The sequence below is a fragment of the Pseudomonas sp. F2 genome, assembly GCF_057174385.1.
Genome location: NZ_CM169904.1, coordinates 1,963,751 through 1,982,324 on the forward strand (window position 1 = coordinate 1,963,751; position 18,574 = coordinate 1,982,324).

General features: G+C 61.3%; 16 protein-coding genes. 9 read left to right on the plus strand and 7 right to left on the minus strand.

Translation table 11 applies throughout. The annotated features are described in order from the left end of the window. The first annotated feature begins 54 nt into the window (after nt 1-54). On the plus strand, nt 55-1,005 hold the full coding sequence (locus tag AC193Q_RS08485; RefSeq protein ID WP_483879416.1) for a DUF1853 family protein: 951 nt from the start codon (nt 55-57) through the stop codon (nt 1,003-1,005). A gap of 317 nt (nt 1,006-1,322) precedes the next feature. On the opposite strand, the gene AC193Q_RS08490 is transcribed toward AC193Q_RS08485, so the two are convergent. Both AC193Q_RS08490 and AC193Q_RS08495 read right to left on the minus strand, forming a co-directional pair. Then, the gene (locus AC193Q_RS08490) at nt 1,323-2,606 is read right to left on the minus strand and encodes an arsenic transporter (protein WP_483879417.1); all 1,284 of its coding nucleotides are present in this window, start codon (nt 2,604-2,606) and stop codon (nt 1,323-1,325) included. A gap of 160 nt (nt 2,607-2,766) precedes the next feature. Further along, on the minus strand, nt 2,767-3,324 hold the full coding sequence (locus tag AC193Q_RS08495; RefSeq protein ID WP_131671350.1) for an NADPH-dependent FMN reductase: 558 nt from the start codon (nt 3,322-3,324) through the stop codon (nt 2,767-2,769). Between the two features lie 183 nt (nt 3,325-3,507). On the opposite strand from AC193Q_RS08495, the gene AC193Q_RS08500 reads away from it, so the two are divergent. Next, nucleotides 3,508-3,744 carry a hypothetical protein gene (locus tag AC193Q_RS08500; RefSeq protein WP_041067263.1) on the plus strand — a complete coding sequence of 79 codons (237 nt, stop codon included), beginning with the start codon at nt 3,508-3,510 and terminating at the stop codon, nt 3,742-3,744. An 85-nt stretch (nt 3,745-3,829) separates the two neighbouring features. After that, nucleotides 3,830-4,723, plus strand: coding sequence for a LysR substrate-binding domain-containing protein (locus AC193Q_RS08505; RefSeq protein ID WP_315438074.1), 894 nt, complete (start codon nt 3,830-3,832; stop codon nt 4,721-4,723). Here AC193Q_RS08505 and AC193Q_RS08510 read toward each other — a convergent pair. From AC193Q_RS08510 to AC193Q_RS08530, 5 genes are all read right to left on the minus strand, one after another. Next, entirely contained in the window at nt 4,689-5,303 is a 615-nt protein-coding gene (locus AC193Q_RS08510) for a GNAT family N-acetyltransferase (RefSeq protein ID WP_483879418.1), read from the minus strand. The two genes, AC193Q_RS08505 and AC193Q_RS08510, sit on opposite strands and share 35 nt — an antisense overlap. A gap of 14 nt (nt 5,304-5,317) precedes the next feature. Continuing rightward, the gene (locus AC193Q_RS08515) at nt 5,318-7,573 is read right to left on the minus strand and encodes an Orn/Lys/Arg family decarboxylase (RefSeq protein ID WP_483879419.1); all 2,256 of its coding nucleotides are present in this window, start codon (nt 7,571-7,573) and stop codon (nt 5,318-5,320) included. Between the two features lie 244 nt (nt 7,574-7,817). Next, a complete protein-coding gene (gene dnaQ / locus AC193Q_RS08520) occupies nt 7,818-8,576 on the minus strand; it encodes a DNA polymerase III subunit epsilon (protein WP_047293706.1) in 759 nt (252 codons plus the stop codon). Nucleotides 8,577-8,803: 227 nt separating this feature from the next. Next, nucleotides 8,804-9,265, minus strand: coding sequence for a ribonuclease HI (gene rnhA, locus AC193Q_RS08525; RefSeq protein WP_003224162.1), 462 nt, complete (start codon nt 9,263-9,265; stop codon nt 8,804-8,806). A gap of 91 nt (nt 9,266-9,356) precedes the next feature. Continuing rightward, nucleotides 9,357-10,115 (minus strand): methyltransferase domain-containing protein, encoded by a 759-nt coding sequence (locus tag AC193Q_RS08530; RefSeq protein ID WP_047293705.1) that lies wholly within the window; start codon nt 10,113-10,115, stop codon nt 9,357-9,359. 66 nt (nt 10,116-10,181) lie between these two features. Between AC193Q_RS08530 and gloB the strand changes: the two genes are divergently transcribed. From gloB to AC193Q_RS08560, 6 genes are all read left to right on the plus strand, one after another. After that, complete coding sequence (gloB, locus tag AC193Q_RS08535) at nt 10,182-10,949, plus strand: hydroxyacylglutathione hydrolase (RefSeq protein WP_483879420.1); 768 nt, start codon at nt 10,182-10,184, stop codon at nt 10,947-10,949. Between the two features lie 99 nt (nt 10,950-11,048). Then, nucleotides 11,049-12,515 carry a LysM peptidoglycan-binding domain-containing protein gene (locus tag AC193Q_RS08540; RefSeq protein ID WP_239776487.1) on the plus strand — a complete coding sequence of 489 codons (1,467 nt, stop codon included), beginning with the start codon at nt 11,049-11,051 and terminating at the stop codon, nt 12,513-12,515. A 288-nt stretch (nt 12,516-12,803) separates the two neighbouring features. After that, a complete protein-coding gene (locus AC193Q_RS08545; protein ID WP_182404357.1) occupies nt 12,804-14,636 on the plus strand; it encodes an extracellular solute-binding protein in 1,833 nt (610 codons plus the stop codon). Further along, nucleotides 14,633-16,474 (plus strand): extracellular solute-binding protein, encoded by a 1,842-nt coding sequence (locus AC193Q_RS08550; protein ID WP_182404356.1) that lies wholly within the window; start codon nt 14,633-14,635, stop codon nt 16,472-16,474. The genes AC193Q_RS08545 and AC193Q_RS08550 overlap by 4 nt, the downstream gene beginning before the upstream one ends. A 4-nt stretch (nt 16,475-16,478) precedes the next feature. Continuing rightward, entirely contained in the window at nt 16,479-17,552 is a 1,074-nt protein-coding gene (locus AC193Q_RS08555; RefSeq protein ID WP_025109088.1) for a microcin C ABC transporter permease YejB, read from the plus strand. Nucleotide 17,553: 1 nt separating this feature from the next. Continuing rightward, nucleotides 17,554-18,573, plus strand: a complete 1,020-nt coding sequence (locus tag AC193Q_RS08560) for an ABC transporter permease (RefSeq protein WP_095668973.1) — start codon at nt 17,554-17,556, stop codon at nt 18,571-18,573. Nucleotide 18,574: the final 1 nt, after the last annotated feature.

An 18,574-nucleotide genomic window follows, 5' to 3' on the forward strand; every position in this document is an offset into this window, starting at 1 on the left:
ACAAAATCCTTTCAGCCTCAAGGGTGCGCGCGTGTTTCAGGCTATGCTCGCAAGATGATCCTGTTTCCCGACCTGCTCCTGTTGCCCCATCAATTACGCCATCCCGAAGTGCGGGATCTGGCGTGGGTGATTCTCGCCCCGCCGATGCTTGCGGCGACGCCTTGGCCGCAACGTCATCCGCTGGCCGGCAGCGACTGGGTCAGCGATCCCGCGCGCCTGGAGCAGTGGCTGCGGCAACTGGATCGGGACAGTTATGGCTTGCTGCATTGGTTGTCGCAAGCGCGCACCCGACGACTGGGCCTGTATTACGAACGGTTGTGGCAGTTTGCCGTGGAGCATGCGCCGGGCATCGAACTGATTGCCGCCAACCTGCCGATCCGCCGCGAAGGCCACACCCTCGGTGAACTGGACATGCTGCTGCGCGACCGCGACGGCGTGCATCACCTGGAGCTGGCGATCAAGTTGTACCTGGGGCCGCAGCATGGTGACGGCCACGACCCGGCGCAATGGCTGGGGCCGGGTTGCCACGATCGACTGGACCGCAAACTGGCGCATCTGGCCGAACACCAGCTGCCGATCTCGGCGCGCCCGGAAAGCCGTGCGGCACTGGCCACGCTGGATATCGAAGTATTCAGTGCGCAGTTGTGGCTGGGCGGCTATCTGTTGTACCCGTGGCCCGGTCACGCCGAGCCGCCGAAAGGGGCGCATCCGCAGCATCTGCGCGGCAGTTGGTTGCATCAGAAGGACTGGCCGGCGTTCGTCGCCCAGCGCCCGGCCGGACGCTGGCAACCGCTGCCCCGCCATGCGTGGCTGGCGCCGGCGCACTACCCGGCGGATCAGACCTGGAGCACTGAACACCTGCAGAGGTGGCTGGACACCCTGGAACCGATGGCTCCGGCGCAACTGATGGTGCGCCTGACCGAGAATGCCCGGGGCGAATGGGAAGAGGCGGAGCGGTTGTTTCTGGTGGCGGATCTCTGGCCGAATGTGCCGGGCCAGGCTTGAGATTTTGCGGTGTTTGCACCGGCCCCATCGCTGGCAAGCCAGCTCCCACAGGGATCTTCTGTGTGCTCACTTTCTGAGCCGCATCACAAAACCTGTGGCAGCTGGCTTGCCAGCGATCTTCTGTGTGCTCACTTTCTGAGCCGCATCACAAAACCTGTGGGAGCTGGCTTGCCAGCGATCTTCTGTGTGCTCACTTTCTGAGCCGCACCACAAAACCTGTGGGAGCTGGCTTGCCAGCGATCTTCTGTGTGCTCACTATCTGAGCCGCATCACAAAACCTGTGGGAGCTGGCTTGCCAGCGATGGGATCAACTCGGTCTAAAGGGATAACCGCAACGCCAAAGCCGCCAAGGTCATCAACAACACCGGCACCGTCAGCACAATCCCGACCTTGAAGTAATACCCCCAGCCGATCCGGATATCCTTGCGCGCCAGTACATGCAACCAGAGCAACGTCGCCAGACTGCCGATCGGGGTAATTTTCGGCCCCAGGTCGCTGCCGATCACGTTGGCATAAATCATCGCTTCCTTGACCACACCGCTCGCCTGGCTGGCATCAATTGACAGCAAACCGATCAGTACCGTCGGCAGGTTGTTCATGATCGACGACAACAGTGCTGTCAGTACCCCGGTGCCCAGCGCCGCGCCCCACACGCCATAACCGGCGAACACATCTAGCCATCCAGCGAGATACCCGGTCAGCCCGGCATTGCGCAGGCCATAGACCACCAGGTACATGCCCAGCGAGAAAATCACGATCTGCCACGGCGCTTCTTTGAGCACATTGCGCGTGGAGATCTTGTGACCGCGGGCAGCGATCCCCAGCAGCAACGCAGCGCAGACTGCGGAGATCGCGCTGATCGGGATGCCCAGCTGTTCGAGGAAGAAGCAGCCGATCAACAGGATCACCAGCACCACCCAACCGGCGTAGAACGTGGCCTTGTCGTGGATCGCCGTATGCGGTTGTTCAAGCTGTTCGGGGTCGTAGGCCTTGGGAATGTCGCGGCGGAAGAACCACATCAACACGCCCAGGGTCGCGGCCACGCTGACGAAGTTGACCGGTACCATCACCGCCGCATAGCGGTTGAAGCCGATGTGAAAGAAGTCCGCCGAAACAATGTTGACCAGGTTCGACACCACCAGCGGCAGGCTCGCGGTGTCGGCGATGAAACCGGCGCCCATGACGAACGCGAGGGTTGCCGCCGGGGAAAAGCGCAGCGCCAGCAGCATCGAAATCACGATCGGCGTGAGGATCAGTGCCGCGCCATCATTGGCGAACAGCGCCGACACCAGCGCGCCGAGCAGCACCATGTAGGCAAACAGCTTGCGCCCACTGCCCCGCCCCCAGCGCGCCACATGCAGCGCGGCCCAAGCGAAGAATCCCGCTTCGTCGAGCAACAGACTGATGATGATCAGTGCAACGAAGGTGCCGGTGGCGTTCCAGATGATCTGCCACACCAGCGGAATATCGCTCAGGTGCACGACGCCGAAGATCAATGCGAGCACGGCGCCGAGCGTCGCGCTCCAGCCGACGCCGAGGCCTTTGGGTTGCCAGATGACAAGGGTGATGGTCAGCAGGAAGATAAGTGACGCAGCGAGCATTCGCGACAGCCTTAATGAATGAAATAAACCAAACCACACAACTGTGGGAGCGAGCCTGCTCGCGAAAGCGGACTGTCAGTCACCACGAGGTGTGGCTGATGGCCCTTTCGCAAGCAGGCTCGCTCCCACAGGATTTTCTCAAGCCGCAGCTCTGACCCGATTATTTTTTGTGTTGTTCCACAAATTCCCCATACGCATTGATGAAATTTTGCAGGAACGGCTTGACCGACTCGCTCAATTTGCCCGCCTCGTCAAACGCCGAGCCCGCACCGCCCAGGTACGCTTCCGGCTGTTGCATGCACGGCACATCGAGAAACACGAAAGACTGGCGCAGGTGCTGGTTGGCGCCAAAACCGCCAATGGCCCCCGGCGACACGCTGATCACCGCCCCCGGCTTGCCGCTCCAGACGCTTTTGCCATACGGCCGTGAACCCACGTCAATCGCATTCTTCAAAGGCGCCGGCACCGAGCGGTTATATTCCGGGGTGACAAACAGCACCGCGTCGGAAGAGCCCACCTGCTGGCGGAAAGTGCTGTAGGCTGCCGGCGGTGAATCGCCGTCGATGTCTTCGTTGTAAAGCGGCAGATCGCCAATTTCGACAATCTTCAGTTTCAGGTTCGCCGGTGCCAGCTCGGCCAGTGCCAGTGCCACTTTGCGGTTGATCGATGCTTTGCGCAGGCTGCCGACGACTACAGCGACGTTGTACACATTGCTCATGGAAGACTCTCGACTGTCCGTGGGAAGAGCCAGTAGTTATAGATGATTCGATGACCGTTTCACCAGCGTGCGCAGGAAATTCTTCCGTGCTGATTATTTTTTTCCTGCAGGAAAACTTACAGGGCTTGATGACGGTCTACCAAGCCGCAAATCAAGCGTTTTATCTCCAGAGGTTCTAAGCAGATGGCAGCAGTACTCGTCGGTCAGTTCCATGCAAGAGATGCGGAAGGCCGCGTTTATTCCGTGCATGAGTTCCAGGAATCCACCCCGTCGGCAGACGGTTTCACCGGCATGGAGCCTGTCACCACCTACAAACTGGCGATTGGCGATCGAGTCAAGAAGCTCAGCGACAATGAGTTTTTGCTGGTTCAGTCGGACATCACCCTGATCCGCGAACCCGAGCCAACCGTCGCTCAATAACCGCGCGTTATGAGCAGAAGTCATATGCGCAGACTTGGGGTAGGATTCAGCCACTGACCCCACCTGCTGAACATGGACTTCACGCATGCGTTTACGTCATATCGAAGTGATTCAGGCGCTCTTGCAGACCGGTCACCTGGGCACCGCCGCCGAATGGCTGCAGCTCCCGGTGACTGACGTCGAAGAGCGTTTGCGCGAAGCCGAGAGCGAGTTGGGGTTCATGCTGTTCGCCAGCGTGCGCGGTCGATTGCAGTCAACGCCCGAAGCGCGGGCGCTGCAGGTGGAAATCGCTCACGTCTATCAGGCGCTGGAGCCGGTGCAGCGGCTGGCCAGCAGCCTCAAGCAATACCTCGCTCCGCCCCTGCGCATCATCGGCACCCCGCCGCTGGCACAACAGCTGTTGCCGCAAAGCATCGCGCTGTTGCGCCGACGTTTGCCCGACGCGCCCTGCCGCTTGCTCAGCTCGCCCACGTGCGACATCGTCCGCAGCCTGCTGCTGCGCGAAAGCGATCTGGGCCTGAGCCTGCACGATCCGGAACACCCCGACATCCACTGCCAGCCATTGGCCCACGGCAAGCTGCAACTGCTCGCGCCGCACGGCTGGCTGCAACCGAAGCAGAAGTACATTTCCCTGCAGGACCTCGCCGGCCAGGCGATGGTCGGCCTCGAAGGCCACGACCCGCTGAGCCCGGCGCTGGAAAACAAGCTCCAGGCCCTGCGCCCGGCGCCGAGCATCCAGACCCGGGTGCAAACCCATCAGATGATGCGCAGCATGGTCGAGGCCGGCGAAGGCCTGGCCATCGTCGACCCGTTCACTGCGCTCGGTGCAAGGGCGGGCGGCCTGGACGTCTGCCCGTTGTCACCGGCGGTGCCGATCAGCCTGTATGCGCTGAGCTACCGACACAGCGCCACGCCGGCTGCAATTCAAACGCTGTTGGCGATCGTCACGGAACAAGCCGAGGCGATGCTGGCGAGCTGAGCGGGTTTTCCAGCGGGTTATCGAACAGTCGATACCAGAACAGCGCAATTTCGGCGGTATTCGGGTCTATCCCGCGATAACGCAAATGGTCGATACCGCCAATCTCGTAGCCACAACGTTCGTACAAACGACAGGCACCGAGGTTGTTGTTCTGCGTCTCGAGCATGATCCCCGGCAGCTTCTTCTTGCGACTCCAGAACTGCGCGACATCCAGCAACGCCTTGGCGACGCCATGACGGCGTGCCGGTGCGTGCACCGCCAATTCATCGATGTGGGCAAAACCGTTCCAGTTGGTGCTGATCACCAGATGGCCGACCGGTTCGTCGTCCAGATACGCCATGAAAATCGCGCTGTCGGCGGCGTCGCGATAGCTGCTGAACTCTTCAGGATCGATGCCGTAGCACTTGCGGTACGGCACGATCGGCGTCACCGCCCAGCGCTCGACCGGCTGGCCAACGGCTGCCGCGCCATATGCAGCCACCTCGAAACTGAAGTCGCTGCCCCAGATGTACGCCGCAAAACCATCGTCGGCGACGCGCACCGACAGTCCTGGGTATTTTGGATTCATGACCGGTTGCATACTCGGAAAAGTCCTCATTCCTTGACGCAATCGACGGTGTACTGCCGTCCATTGCCTTCATCTTCATGTTGCAGTCCATGCACATCAGCGACAAAACCGGGAAAGCTGCTATCGAACGTGCGGGCAAATTTCAGGTAGTCGATGATCGAGCGGGTTGCCTCGGTGAAGCGCTCGCCGGGCATGATCAACGGAATCCCTGGTGGATACGGCACCAGCATCACCGCCGCGACCCGTCCTTCCAGCTCATCGATCGGCACCGCCTCGACCTCGCCGCGCACCAGTTGATCGTAGGCGTGGGCCGGTTTCATGGCGATTTCCGGCAACACCGTGTACATGCGTTTCAGATGCTTGGCCGTGGCGTTGCTGCGGTAACAGGCGTGCAGTTGATCGCACAGGTCACGCAGACCCATGCCGCGATAGCGCGCGGTGTCTTGCTGCGCCACGCAAGGCAGGCAGCTCGCCAGACTGACGTTGGCGTCGTAGCTGCGTTTGAATTCGAGCAACTCGGTGAGCAGCGTGCTCCACTTGCCTTTGGTAATGCCCATCGAGAACAACACCAGGAACGAATACAGCCCGGTCTTCTCCACCACCAATCCGCGCTCCCAGAGGAACTTGCTGACCACCGCCGCCGGGATGCCCTTCTCGCTCAGCGCGCCGCCGGCATTCAATCCGGGCATGACCAGGGTCACTTTGATCGGGTCGAGCAGCACGTAGTCGTCGCTGACTTCACCGAAGCCATGCCAGTCGGCGTCCGGCTGCAGCAGCCAGTCTTCGGTCTGCACCCGGTCGATGCCTTCGACGCCGGGCGGCTGCCAGATCGAAAACCACCAGTCATCCGCCGCAATGTGCTGGCGCAGATTGGCCAGCGCGCGACGAAAACTCAGCGCCTCATCGAAGGTTTCCTGCAACAGCGAACGCCCGGCCGGGCCTTCCATCATGGCCGAGGCCACGTCCAGCGAGGCGATGATGCCGTATTGCGGCGAGGTCGAGATGTGCATCATGAACGCTTCGTTGAAACGATCGCGGTCCAGTTGCCGCGCACCACCGTCCTGTACGTGAATCATCGAGGCCTGGCTGAACGCGGCGAGCAGCTTGTGCGTGGAATGTGTAGTGAACACGAGTGGGCTGTCTTCTGTGCGCGAGGTGGCCATGCCATAGCGCCCGGCGAAGAACTCGTGAAACGCCGCGTAGGCATACCACGCCTCGTCGAAATGCAGCACTTCAACGCTATTGCCCAGGCTCTGCTTGATCAGCTCGGCGTTGTAGCACAGGCCGTCGTAAGTCGAGTTGGTCACCACCGCCAGTTTGACTTTCGGCGCGCGGCCCCTGGTCAGCGGGCTGGCGTCGATCTTGGCCTGGATCGATTCGCGACTGAATTCGCTCAGCGGAATTGGACCAATGATCCCCAGTTCATTGCGCTCCGGGCACAGGTACAACGGGATCGCGCCGGTCATGATGATCGCGTGCAGCACCGACTTGTGGCAGTTGCGATCGACCAGCACCAGATCATCCCGACCGACCATCGAGTGCCAGACGATCTTGTTGGCAGTCGAGGTGCCATTGATCACGAAAAACGTGTGATCGGCGCCAAAGTTGCGCGCCGCGCGCTCTTCGGCTTCAGCCAACGGGCCGGTGTGATCGAGCAGCGAACCGAGTTCCGGCACCGACACCGACAAATCCGAACGCAGGGTGTTTTCGCCAAAGAACTGGTGAAACGCCTGCCCCACCGGACTCTTGTGGTAGGCCACGCCACCGCCATGCCCGGGGGTGTGCCAGGAATAGTTGGAGTCGGCGGTGTGCTGCACCAGCGCCTTGAAAAAAGGCGGCAGCAGGCCATCCAGGTATTTGCGCGCCGCCCGCGCCACTTGCCGGGCGAGAAACGGCACCGTGTCTTCGAACAGATAGAGAATGCCGCGCAACTGATTGAGTTCGGCCATCGCATCGGCCGGGGCGTTTTCCAGGGTCACCTGTTCGCCGAGGGCAAAGATCGGCAGATCCGGAGCCCGAACCCGCGCCAGACCGATCAGTTCGGCCATGTTTTGTAACAGATGGGAATTGGTGCTGGCGTCTTCGGCAGCGATGAGCATGCACGCCAGACCATGATGGGTTGACGCCACCAACCGCCCTTCGGTGTAGTCGATGGCCGAAACGATCTTGAAACCTTCCTGCTCCAACTCCCGGGCGATGCCCCGGATACGCTCGCCGGCGACCGTGTCGGCCTTGATGTCGCGGTGGACGATCAACACCGGAAACTTCAAATCTTTGTACATGAGGCTCAGTGTCCCGAGGCGGCGGATCAATGTCTGCCAATGCACTCAGGGTAGAGGGTTGCAGCGAAAGTGGCGAGGGTGGCCAGTTGGCTTCATTCAGCCTGACTCGGCTTTTGTGGCGAGGGAGCTTGCTCCCGCCGGGGCGCGAAGCGGCCCCCGGTATTCGTTCAGCATCAATGTGCATTCAGGTTTTATGACTGCTTCGCAGCCAAGCGGGAGCAAGCTCCCTCGCCACAAAATGTGTTCAGGCCTGAGCGTCAGCCTCGGCGATCTGCGTCCACAGCGCCGGGCCACCGGCCGACTTGGCGATGATCTCGAGCCGCGCCAGGTGCTCCGCCAGCTCGTCTTCCGTCGCCCGGATGATCCGCGCAGGCTGACGATTCGCCGGCAGGCGACGGATTTCGGTGGCGGAGTTGTCCGCGCCCTCGCCCGTGCCATTGCCGTCGGAAGCGTTGCCGGCCAGCGACAGGCTGGTCTGGCCACCGGTCATGGTCAGGTAGACGTCGGCGAGAATCTCCGAGTCGAGCAAAGCGCCGTGCAGTTCACGGCCGGAGTTGTCGACGCCATAACGCTTGCACAAGGCGTCGAGGCTGTTGCGCTGGCCCGGGTGACGTTCCCGCGCCATCATCAGGGTGTCGAGAATGGTGCAGTGCTGCGTGATGTCCGCACGATCGTGCTGGCCCATCAAGGCGAATTCGTTGTTGATGAAGCCAACGTCGAACGCCGCGTTATGGATGATCAGCTGCGCGCCATTGATGAACTCGAAGAACTCGTCGGCGACCTCGGCGAAACGCGGTTTGCCGACGAGGAATTCGTTGGTGATGCCGTGAACGCCGATCGCCCCTTCATCACTCTCGCGGTCCGGTTGCAGGTAAACGTGAAAGTGCCGGCCCGTCAGGCGCCGACCGATCAGTTCGACACAGCCGATTTCAATGATCCGGTGACCATCGGTCACCGGCATGCCGGTGGTTTCGGTATCGAGTACAACGGATCTGGTGGCCATCAGTGTTCAGTTCTCAACGGGGTCAATCGTGCAAAAGCGGCGATGTTAACACGCTCACGGTGCGCGTCGCCCACCACCGCTTGATCGGCGCCGATAACCCTGTAGGAGCTGCCGCAGGCTGCGATCTTTTGATCTTGCTTTCGAAAAAACAAAATCAAAAGATCGCAGCCTGCGGCAGCTCCTACGGGGGAATGCATTCCAGATGGCAGGAGTGAGCCTGCTGGCAATCAGCTCTGCTTGTACCCGCGAACCTCATCTACCCCACGGTTGGCCAATTGGTCAGCCCGTTCGTTACCGTGATGACCAATGTGCCCGCGCACCCACTTCCAGGTGACCTTGTGGCGGTTGACCTGCTCATCCAGCTCTTTCCACAGGTCAGCGTTTTTCACCGGCTCTTTCGCGGCCGTTTTCCACCCGCGTTTCTTCCAGTTGGCCATCCACTCGTTGATGCCTTTCATCACGTACTGCGAGTCGGTCACCAGCAGCACTTCGCAAGGACGCTTCAGGGCTTCAAGGCCACGGATGGCGCCGAGCAGTTCCATGCGGTTGTTGGTGGTGTTGGCTTCGCCGCCCCACAGTTCCTTTTCCACGCCCTTGCACACCAGCAAGGCGCCCCAGCCGCCCGGGCCGGGGTTGCCCTTGCAGGCGCCGTCGGTGAACAGTTCTACGCTATCGACGCTTTCGCTCATGCCACGCTATCCAGATAAATGCCTGGCCCCGTCAATCGCGGATCGACGATGGCCGCGGCCGGAGCAGGTCCGGCCACTATAAAAAGAAGGTTTACGGTTCGATCCGACGGCGGTTGACCTTGGCCATCGGCAGCGGAATCAGCTTGCCCATCGGCTCGCGACGTTCCTGACGCAACGGTCGCAGGCCAACCACGATCTTGCGCGCGACCAATAAATAGAAGCCACCGCCCGACAGTTGCCAGTCGCCGGCCTTGCGTTCCCAGCCGGCCAGTCGGGCCTGCCACTTGGGCGACGCGAGCGGCGGACGATAGCACCCGAAGCGGCGTTTCTCCAGCGCAAAGCCCAGCAGGTTGAGCCAGTCGGCAACCCGCGACGGCGAGATGCAGCGCGCCTGGCGCAAGGCGTCGTGGGCGAACACATGGCGCAGGCCCCAGGTGCTCCAGGGATTGATGCCGATGATCAGCAGATGCCCGCCGGGGCGTACGCTGCTCGCCGCTTCACGCAGCAATCCGTGGGGCGACAGGCAGAAATCCAGACCGTGCTGCAACACCACCACGTCGGCGGCGTGCTCGCTCAACGGCCAGGCCTGTTCCTCGCAGACGATCTCGACCCCCGGCAATGGCGCGCCAAGCCGCACGTTGCGCTGCACCTGTGGCGCCGACGGCGGGGTCTGCGCCGATGGCCCGTAATGCACCAGATAGCCGCCGAAGAACCGCCCCAACTCGTCTTCGAGCATGCGTCGTTCTTCATCCAGCAGAAATTGCCCGAGCGGGCCGGCGAGCCATTCACGGGCCGCGCCGATCAACGCCAGCCAGTCGGGATCGGCCTGAGCGAACGCTTTATCGGTCATGTCATTCTCCAACGCCGCTAGAAGCTCTAAGATGCGCCAATGTTTTCCGCTTGGCGAATTCCGACGATGATACAGATCAGTGCCCTGCCCGCGTTCACCGACAACTACATCTGGTTGTTACAGGATCACCGCACCCAGCGCTGCGCCGTGGTCGATCCGGGCGATGCCGCGCCGGTGCAGGCCTGGCTCGCCGCACACCCGGGCTGGGTGCTGAGCGACATTCTGATCACCCATCACCATCACGATCACGTCGGCGGCGTCGAACGCCTGAAAGCCGTGAGCGGCGCCACAGTCTACGGTCCGGCCAGCGAAAACATCCCGGGACGCGATGTGGCACTCAAGGACAACGACACGGTCAGCGTCCTCGGCTGGGACTTCGATGTCTATGCGGTGCCCGGTCACACCCTCGGGCACATTGCTTATTACCACCACGGCCTGCTGTTTTGCGGTGACACCCTGTTCGCCGCCGGTTGCGGGCGCCTGTTCGAAGGCACGCCGCAACAGATGCACCACTCGCTCAGCCGCCTCGCCGCGTTACCCGAGGATACGCTGGTGTATTGCACCCATGAATACACCCTGAGCAACCTGAAGTTTGCCGCCGCGGTCGAACCGGGCAACCCGGACATTGCCGCCCGTCTGGAAAAAGTCACTCAACAACGGGAAAAAGGCGTGATGACCCTGCCGTCGACCCTGGCCCTGGAAAAGCTCACCAATCCGTTTCTGCGCACCTCTGAAACATTAGTTACACAAAAAGTGGACGAACGGGCAGGCGCTCAAAACCGGGCGCCGAGTGAGGTTTTTGCGGCTCTGCGGGCGTGGAAAGATAAATTCTAAGTGACTCGCCCCCTGGTACAAAAATTCTGAATGGTTGACCGCAGGGGGTGCGCTTTCTAGAATCGCCCGACATTTTTGCCCGGAACTTACTTCCAGCCAATGTCGTCATCCATACGTAAGTCCGTCAATTCAGACACGTTGACCCGCCTGGCCCAAGCCATCGCGGTGGCTGTGTCCGCCACATTGGCGGGCTGTTCCAGCCATGCTCCGCAGACTGAAGCGACCCATACGCCGAACATTGCTGCGCGAGCCAAGCAGAAACCGATCTGGCTGAGCGAAAAGCCCAGCCCGCAGGTGCCTCAGGACATCTGGGAGCGCATGCGCGGTGGTTTCCAGCTGCAGGACGGCCTGGGCGTCAACCCGCGCATCGAGCAACAGCGCCTGTGGTTCGCCAGCAACCCTTCTTTCCTCGAGAATGCCGGCGAACGCGGCAGTCTCTACATTCATTACATCGTCGAGCGTCTCGAAGAGCGCAACATGCCGCTGGAACTGGCCCTGCTGCCAGTGATCGAGAGCGCCTACAACCCGATGGCCTACTCGCGCGCCGACGCCTCGGGGCTGTGGCAATTCATTCCGTCCACCGGTCGCTACTACAACCTGCGCCAGACCCGCTTTTATGACGGCCGTCGCGATATCACCGCCTCGACCACCGCAGCGATGGATTACCTGACCCGTCTGCACGACATGTTCAACGGCGACTGGCTGCTGGCCCTGGCGGCCTACAACGCCGGTGAAGGCACGGTGAGCCGCGCCATCGAGCGCAACGAGAAGCTCGGCCTGCCGACCGACTACTGGAACCTGTCGTCGTTGCCGGCGGAAACCCAGGCGTACGTGCCGAAACTGCTGGCCCTGTCGCAAGTGGTGCTGGCCCCGGAAGCCTACGGGGTGAACCTCAACCCGATCGCCAACGAACCGTATTTCCAGGTCGTCGAAATCAACCAGCGCATGGACCTGTCGAAGGTCGCGGCGGTGGCCAACATCGACGAAGACGAACTGTTCCAGCTCAACCCGGCCTTCAAGCAACGCACCACCATCGACGGCCCGCAGCATCTGCTGGTGCCGACGTCCAAGGCGCAACTGCTGACCGCCAGCCTGCAGACCATGCGGCCTGAAGAACTGATCAGTCCCCGTTCGCTGAAACCGGTATTCGACGGTGCCGATCCGACCGAGGTGGCAAAGCTCAAACGCGCCTATCGGGTCAAACGCGGTGACAACCTCGGTTCCATCGCCAAGGCCAACAAGGTCGAAGTCAAGGACCTGCAGCGCTGGAACAAGCTGACCGGCAAAAACCTCAAGGTCGGCCAGACCCTGGTGATGCAGGACACCACCAAGCGCGCCCCGGCTCGCAACAGTGGCCGGATCAACACGGTGATTGCCGCCAACAGCAAGACCAAAGGCAAGGCCGACAGCCAGCAGCAGACCCAGTACAAGGTCAAACGCGGCGATACCCTGTACGTGGTGGCCAAGCGTTTCAACGTCGAGATGCAGCATCTCAAGCGCTGGAACCCGGGTGCCGGCAAGGCCCTCAAGCCTGGGCAGATGCTCACGGTTTACCAGCCGCACTGACAAAGAGCCCCTGAAATTCAGGGGCTTTTTTTATTGCCCGAATTATTGTCCCCGATGGATTCCTTGTGGTGAGGGGATTCATCCCCGATGGGGCGCGAAGCGGCCCCTGCCTTCCAAAAACCACGGGGCCTGCTGCGCAGTCCATCGGGGATGAATCCCCTCACTACAATGCAAACCGGGTGAGAATTGCACGCCGATTAACAGCCCATTAACCCGCATCTTTTTCCTGTCCAGACAAGCTGTTACTGTACGGCCCACAAAGCCCAAGCCGCCTGGATCGGATCTGACTTGAAGCGTCCCCTCCTCCTGCTCCTGATCAGCCTGGCCTTGAGCTCACCCGCAAGCGCGACGATTACCGAGAGTCACGGTTATGCGCAGTTCGGCACGCTCAAGTACCCGGCCAGATTTACCCACTTCGACTGGGTCAACCCGCAAGCGCCCAAGGGCGGTACGTTGCGGGTGATGGCGTTCGGCACCTTCGATACGGTCAACCCGTACACCTTCAAGGGCACCAGCCCGGTCACCACGCCGAATTTCCTGCAGTACGGCATCAATGAGCTGAACGAGCCGCTGATGGTCGGCACCGGCCAGTATTCGCCGTCCGGCGACGAGCCGGCATCGAGCTATGGCCTGATCGCGCAATCGGTGGAATACAGCGAAGATCGCAGTTGGGTGGTGTTCAATCTGCGCCCGGAAGCACGTTTCCACGATGGCACACCGATCACCGCCTACGACGTGGCGTTCTCCTACCGAACACTGCTCAAGGACGGCCACCCGCTGTACCGCACTGCCCTGCAGGAAGTCTCACGGGTCGACATCCTCAACCCGCAGCGCATTCGTTTCGTGATGAAACGCTCGGGCAATCCGTTATTGATTCTGCGCCTCGGTGAGCTGCCGGTGCTGCCACAGCATTACTGGAAAGATCGCGACTTCAAGGCCACCACCTTCGAACCACCGCTGGGCAGCGGCCCCTATCGCATCACCTCGGTGACGCCGGGGCGGCAGCTGATTTTCGAGCGGGTCAAGGATTACTGGGGCAAGGACCTGCCGGTCAATCGCGGCAAGTACAATTTTGATCGCATGGAAGTCGAGTTCTACCGCGACAGCGACGTGGCCTTCGAAGCGTTCAAGGCCGGTGAATTCGATATCTACATCGAGCATCAGGCGAAGAACTGGGCCAATGGCTACAACTTCCCGGCGGTGCGCCGTGGCGACGTGATCAAGGCGCAGATCCCGCATCAGATCCCGACCCAGAGCCAGGGCCTGTTCATGAACACCCGACGCGCGACCTTCAGCGACGTCAAGGTGCGCGAAGCGCTGGGCCTGATGTTCGACTTCGAGTGGACCAACCGCGCGCTGTTCAGCGACGCCTACAAACGCACCACCAGTTACTACCCCAACAGCGAATTCAGCGCCAGCGGCCTGCCGGTCGGGCACGAATGGCTGATGCTCAAGCCGTATAAAGATCAGTTACCGGCGAAGCTGTTCACCGAGCCGTTCACCTTGCCGCAAACCGATGGCCGTGGCATCCCGCGAGAAACCATGCGCAAGGCCCTGGCGCTGCTCGCCGAGGCCGGCTGGAAGCTCAACGGCCAGCGCCTGCAAAACGCTGCCGGGCAGCCGCTGAGCTTCGAACTGCTGCTGGTCAATCCGAACCTTGAGCGGATCCTGCAGCCGTACATCGAAAACCTCAACAGCATCGGCATCGATGCGCGCCTGCGCACGGTGGATCGCGCCCAGTACAAACAGCGTCTGGATCAATTCGATTTCGACATGATCCTGATGACCCTCAACCAGACCCTCAGCCCGGGCCTGGAGCAGTGGCAGTACTTCCATTCCAGTCAGGTCGGGGTCAAGGGCAGCAAGAATTACGCCGGCATCGCCAACCCCGTGGTCGATCACCTGCTCGAACAATTGCTCGCCGCGCAAACCCGCGACGAACAGGTCGCCGCCGGCAAGGCGCTGGACCGCGTGCTGCTGTGGCAGCACTACAGCATTCCCAACTGGTACCTCAATTATCACCGACTGGCCTACCGCAACCGGTTGGCTTTCGTCACCACGCCGCCCTACACCCTGGGCCTGAGCGCGTGGTGGCTGAAATCTTCGGAGAACAATAAATGACCCTCATCCGTGCCCTGCTCCTGCAGGCCAGCGGTCTGCTGTTCGCCGGGCTGGCGATTGCCGCCCCGCAACACGCGGTAACCCTGTACAACGAGCCGCCGAAATACCCGGCGGACTTCAAACAGTTCGATTACGTGAACCCCGACGCACCCAAGGGCGGGATCTTCCGCCAGGCCGGGTTCGGCGGCTTCGACAGCCTCAACCCGTTCATCAGCAAAGGCGTGCCGGCCGATGATGTCGGGCAGATCTACGACACCCTGACCAAGCACAGCCTCGACGAGCCGTTCACCGAGTACGGCCTGATCGCTGCGAAGATCGAGAAAGCCCCGGACAACAGCTGGGTGCGTTTCTACCTGCGTCCGGAAGCGCGCTTTCATGACGGCCATCCGGTGCGCGCCGAAGACGTGGTATTCAGTTTCCAGACCCTGACCAAAGACGGTTCGCCGCTGTTTCGCGGCTACTACAGCGACGTCGATGAGGTGATCGCCGAAGACCCGCTCAAGGTGCTGTTCAAGTTCAAGCACACCAACAATCGCGAGTTGCCGCTGATCCTCGGCCAGTTGCCGGTGCTGCCGAAACACTGGTGGGCCAATCGCGATTTCACCAAGGGCAATCTGGAAATCCCGCTGGGCAGCGGCCCGTACAAGGTCGCCGAAGTGAAGGCCGGGCGCTCGGTGCGCTATGAGCGGGTCAAGGACTATTGGGGCAAGGATTTGCCGGTCAATCGCGGGTTCTACAACTTCGACGTGATGACCACCGATTACTACCGCGACAACACCGTCGCCGTCGAAGCGCTGAAGGCCGGGCAGTTCGATTACTGGCTGGAAATGACCGCGAAGAACTGGGCCAACGCCTACAACATTCCGGCGGTCACCGAAGGCCGGCTGATCAAGGAACAGATCGCCAACAGCAACCCGACCGGCATGCAGGGCTTCGTTTTCAATTTGCGCCGTCCGGTGTTTCAGGATGTGCGGGTGCGGCAGGCGCTCGGTCTGCTGTTCGATTTCGAGTGGACCAACAAACAGCTGTTCAACGGTGCCTACTTCCGCACCCGCAGCTATTTCGAGAATTCGGAAATGGCCGCCACCGGCCTGCCGGACGCCGAGCAGCGGGCGATCCTCGAACCGTTTCGCAGCAAACTGCCAGCGCAGGTGTTCAGCGAAGCCTTCGAGAACCCCAAGACCGACGCCAGCGGCATGATCCGCGCCCAGCAGCGCGAGGCCTATCAACTGCTGCAAGAGGCCGGCTGGAAGATTGTCGACGACAAAATGGTCGACGCCAGCGGCAAACCGGTGGTCATCGAGTTCCTCCTTGCACAGACCGAATTCGAACGCGTGCTGCTGCCGTTCAAACGCAATCTGGCCGACCTCGGCATCGATCTGGTGATCCGCCGTGTCGACGTTTCGCAATACATCAACCGCGTGCGCTCGCGGGACTTCGACATGATGGTCGGCAGCTTCCCGCAATCCAACTCGCCGGGTAACGAGCAACGCGAATTCTGGATGAGCGCCGCCGCCGACAAACCGAGCAGCCGCAACACCATGGGCCTGAAGGATCCGATCGTCGATCAACTGGTGGAAAGCCTGATCAACGCCGATTCACGCAGCAGCCTGGTGGCCCATGCCCGGGCGCTGGATCGGGTGCTGCAATGGGGTTACTACGTAGTCCCCAACTGGCACATCAAGACCTGGCGCGTGGCTTACTGGAACCACATCGGTCACCCGAAAGTCTCGCCCAAATACGACATCGGGATTAACACCTGGTGGGTCAAGCCTGACGCGAAACCCGCCATAGAAGTCGAAACCAAACTGCAAGCCGACCCTGTGGGCACGGAGTAATCAGATGCTGGCGTATATTTTTCGGCGACTGCTGCTGATCATCCCGACCCTGTTCGGCATCCTGCTGATCAACTTCGTCATCATCCAGGCCGCGCCAGGCGGCCCGGTGGAGCAGATGATCGCCAAGCTTGAAGGCTTCGAAGGCGCCACCAGTCGCATCGCCGGTGGCGGCGCCGAAGTCTCGGTGGCCGGCTCCGCCTATCGCGGCGCGCAAGGCCTGGACCCGGCGCTGATCAAGGAAATCGAGCACATGTACGGCTTCGACAAATCGGCCCCGGAACGCTTGTGGATCATGGTCAAGAACTACGCGAAGCTGGATTTCGGCGACAGCTTCTTCCGCGACGCCAAGGTCATCGACCTGATCAAGGAGAAGATGCCGGTATCGATCTCGCTCGGGCTGTGGAGCACGCTGATCATGTACCTGGTGTCGATCCCGCTGGGGATCGCCAAGGCCACGCGGCACGGCAGCCACTTCGACGTGTGGACCAGTTCGGCGATCATCATCGGCTACGCGATCCCGGCATTCCTGTTCGCGATTCTGCTGATCGTGGTGTTTGCCGGCGGCAGTTATCTGGACTGGTTCCCGTTGCGCGGCCTGACTTCGAACAACTTCGATGAGCTGAGCCTGGGCGGCAAGGTTCTCGACTACTTCTGGCACCTGGCGCTGCCGGTGACGGCGCTGGTGATCGGCAACTTCGCGACCATGACCCTGCTGACCAAAAACAGCTTCCTCGACGAGATCAACAAGCAGTACGTGGTCACCGCCAAGGCCAAGGGCCTGACGCGCAACCGCGTGCTCTACGGCCACGTGTTCCGCAACGCCATGCTGCTGGTGATTGCCGGGTTTCCGTCGGCGTTCATCGGCATCTTCTTCACCGGCTCGTTGCTGGTGGAGGTGATCTTCTCCCTCGACGGCCTGGGCCTGATGAGTTTCGAAGCGGCGATCAACCGCGATTACCCGGTGGTGTTCGGCACCCTGTTCATCTTCACCCTGCTGGGGCTGGTGGTGAAACTGATCGGCGACCTCACCTACACCCTGGTCGATCCGCGCATCGACTTCGCCAGCCGGGAGCATTGAGATGAACCTGTCCCCGCTCAACCGCCGCCGGTTCGAACTGTTCAAAGCCAACAAGCGTGGCTGGTGGTCGCTGTGGCTGTTTCTGATTCTGTTCGGCCTGAGCCTCGGCGCCGAGCTGATCGCCAACGACAAGCCGCTGCTGGTGCATTACGACAACCACTGGTACTTCCCGGCGATCAAGCGCTACCCGGAAACCACCTTCGGCGGCGAATTCCCGCTGGAAGCCAACTACAAGAGCCCGTATATCCGCGAACTGCTCAAGGCCAAGGACGCGTGGGTGTTGTGGGCGCCGATTCCCTACAGCTACCAGAGCATCAACTACGACCTGAAAGTCCCGGCCCCGGCCCCGCCCTCGGCGGACAACCTGCTGGGCACCGACGATCAGGGCCGCGACGTGCTGGCACGGGTGATCTACGGCTTCCGCATTTCCGTGTTGTTTGCCCTCACACTGACGGTACTCAGCTCGATCATCGGCGTGATTGCCGGCGCGTTGCAGGGTTTTTATGGCGGCTGGGTCGATCTGGCCGGGCAGCGCTTTCTGGAAATCTGGTCGGGGCTGCCGGTGCTGTACCTGCTGATCATCCTCGCCAGTTTCGTCCAGCCGAATTTCTGGTGGCTGCTGGGGATCATGCTGCTGTTTTCGTGGATGAGCCTGGTCGACGTGGTGCGCGCCGAGTTCCTGCGTGGGCGCAACCTCGAATACGTGCGTGCGGCGCGGGCGCTGGGCATGCAGAACGGCGCGATCATGTTCCGCCACATTCTGCCCAACGCGATGGTCTCGACCATGACCTTCATGCCGTTCATCCTCACCGGCGCCATCGGCACCCTCACCGCGCTGGATTTCCTCGGCTTCGGCTTGCCGGCCGGCAGCCCGTCGCTGGGTGAACTGGTGGCTCAGGGCAAATCCAACCTGCAGGCGCCGTGGCTGGGCATGAGCGCGTTTGCGGTGCTGGCGCTGATGTTGAGTCTGCTGGTGTTTATCGGCGAGTCCGCTCGCGATGCCTTCGACCCGAGGAAGTGAA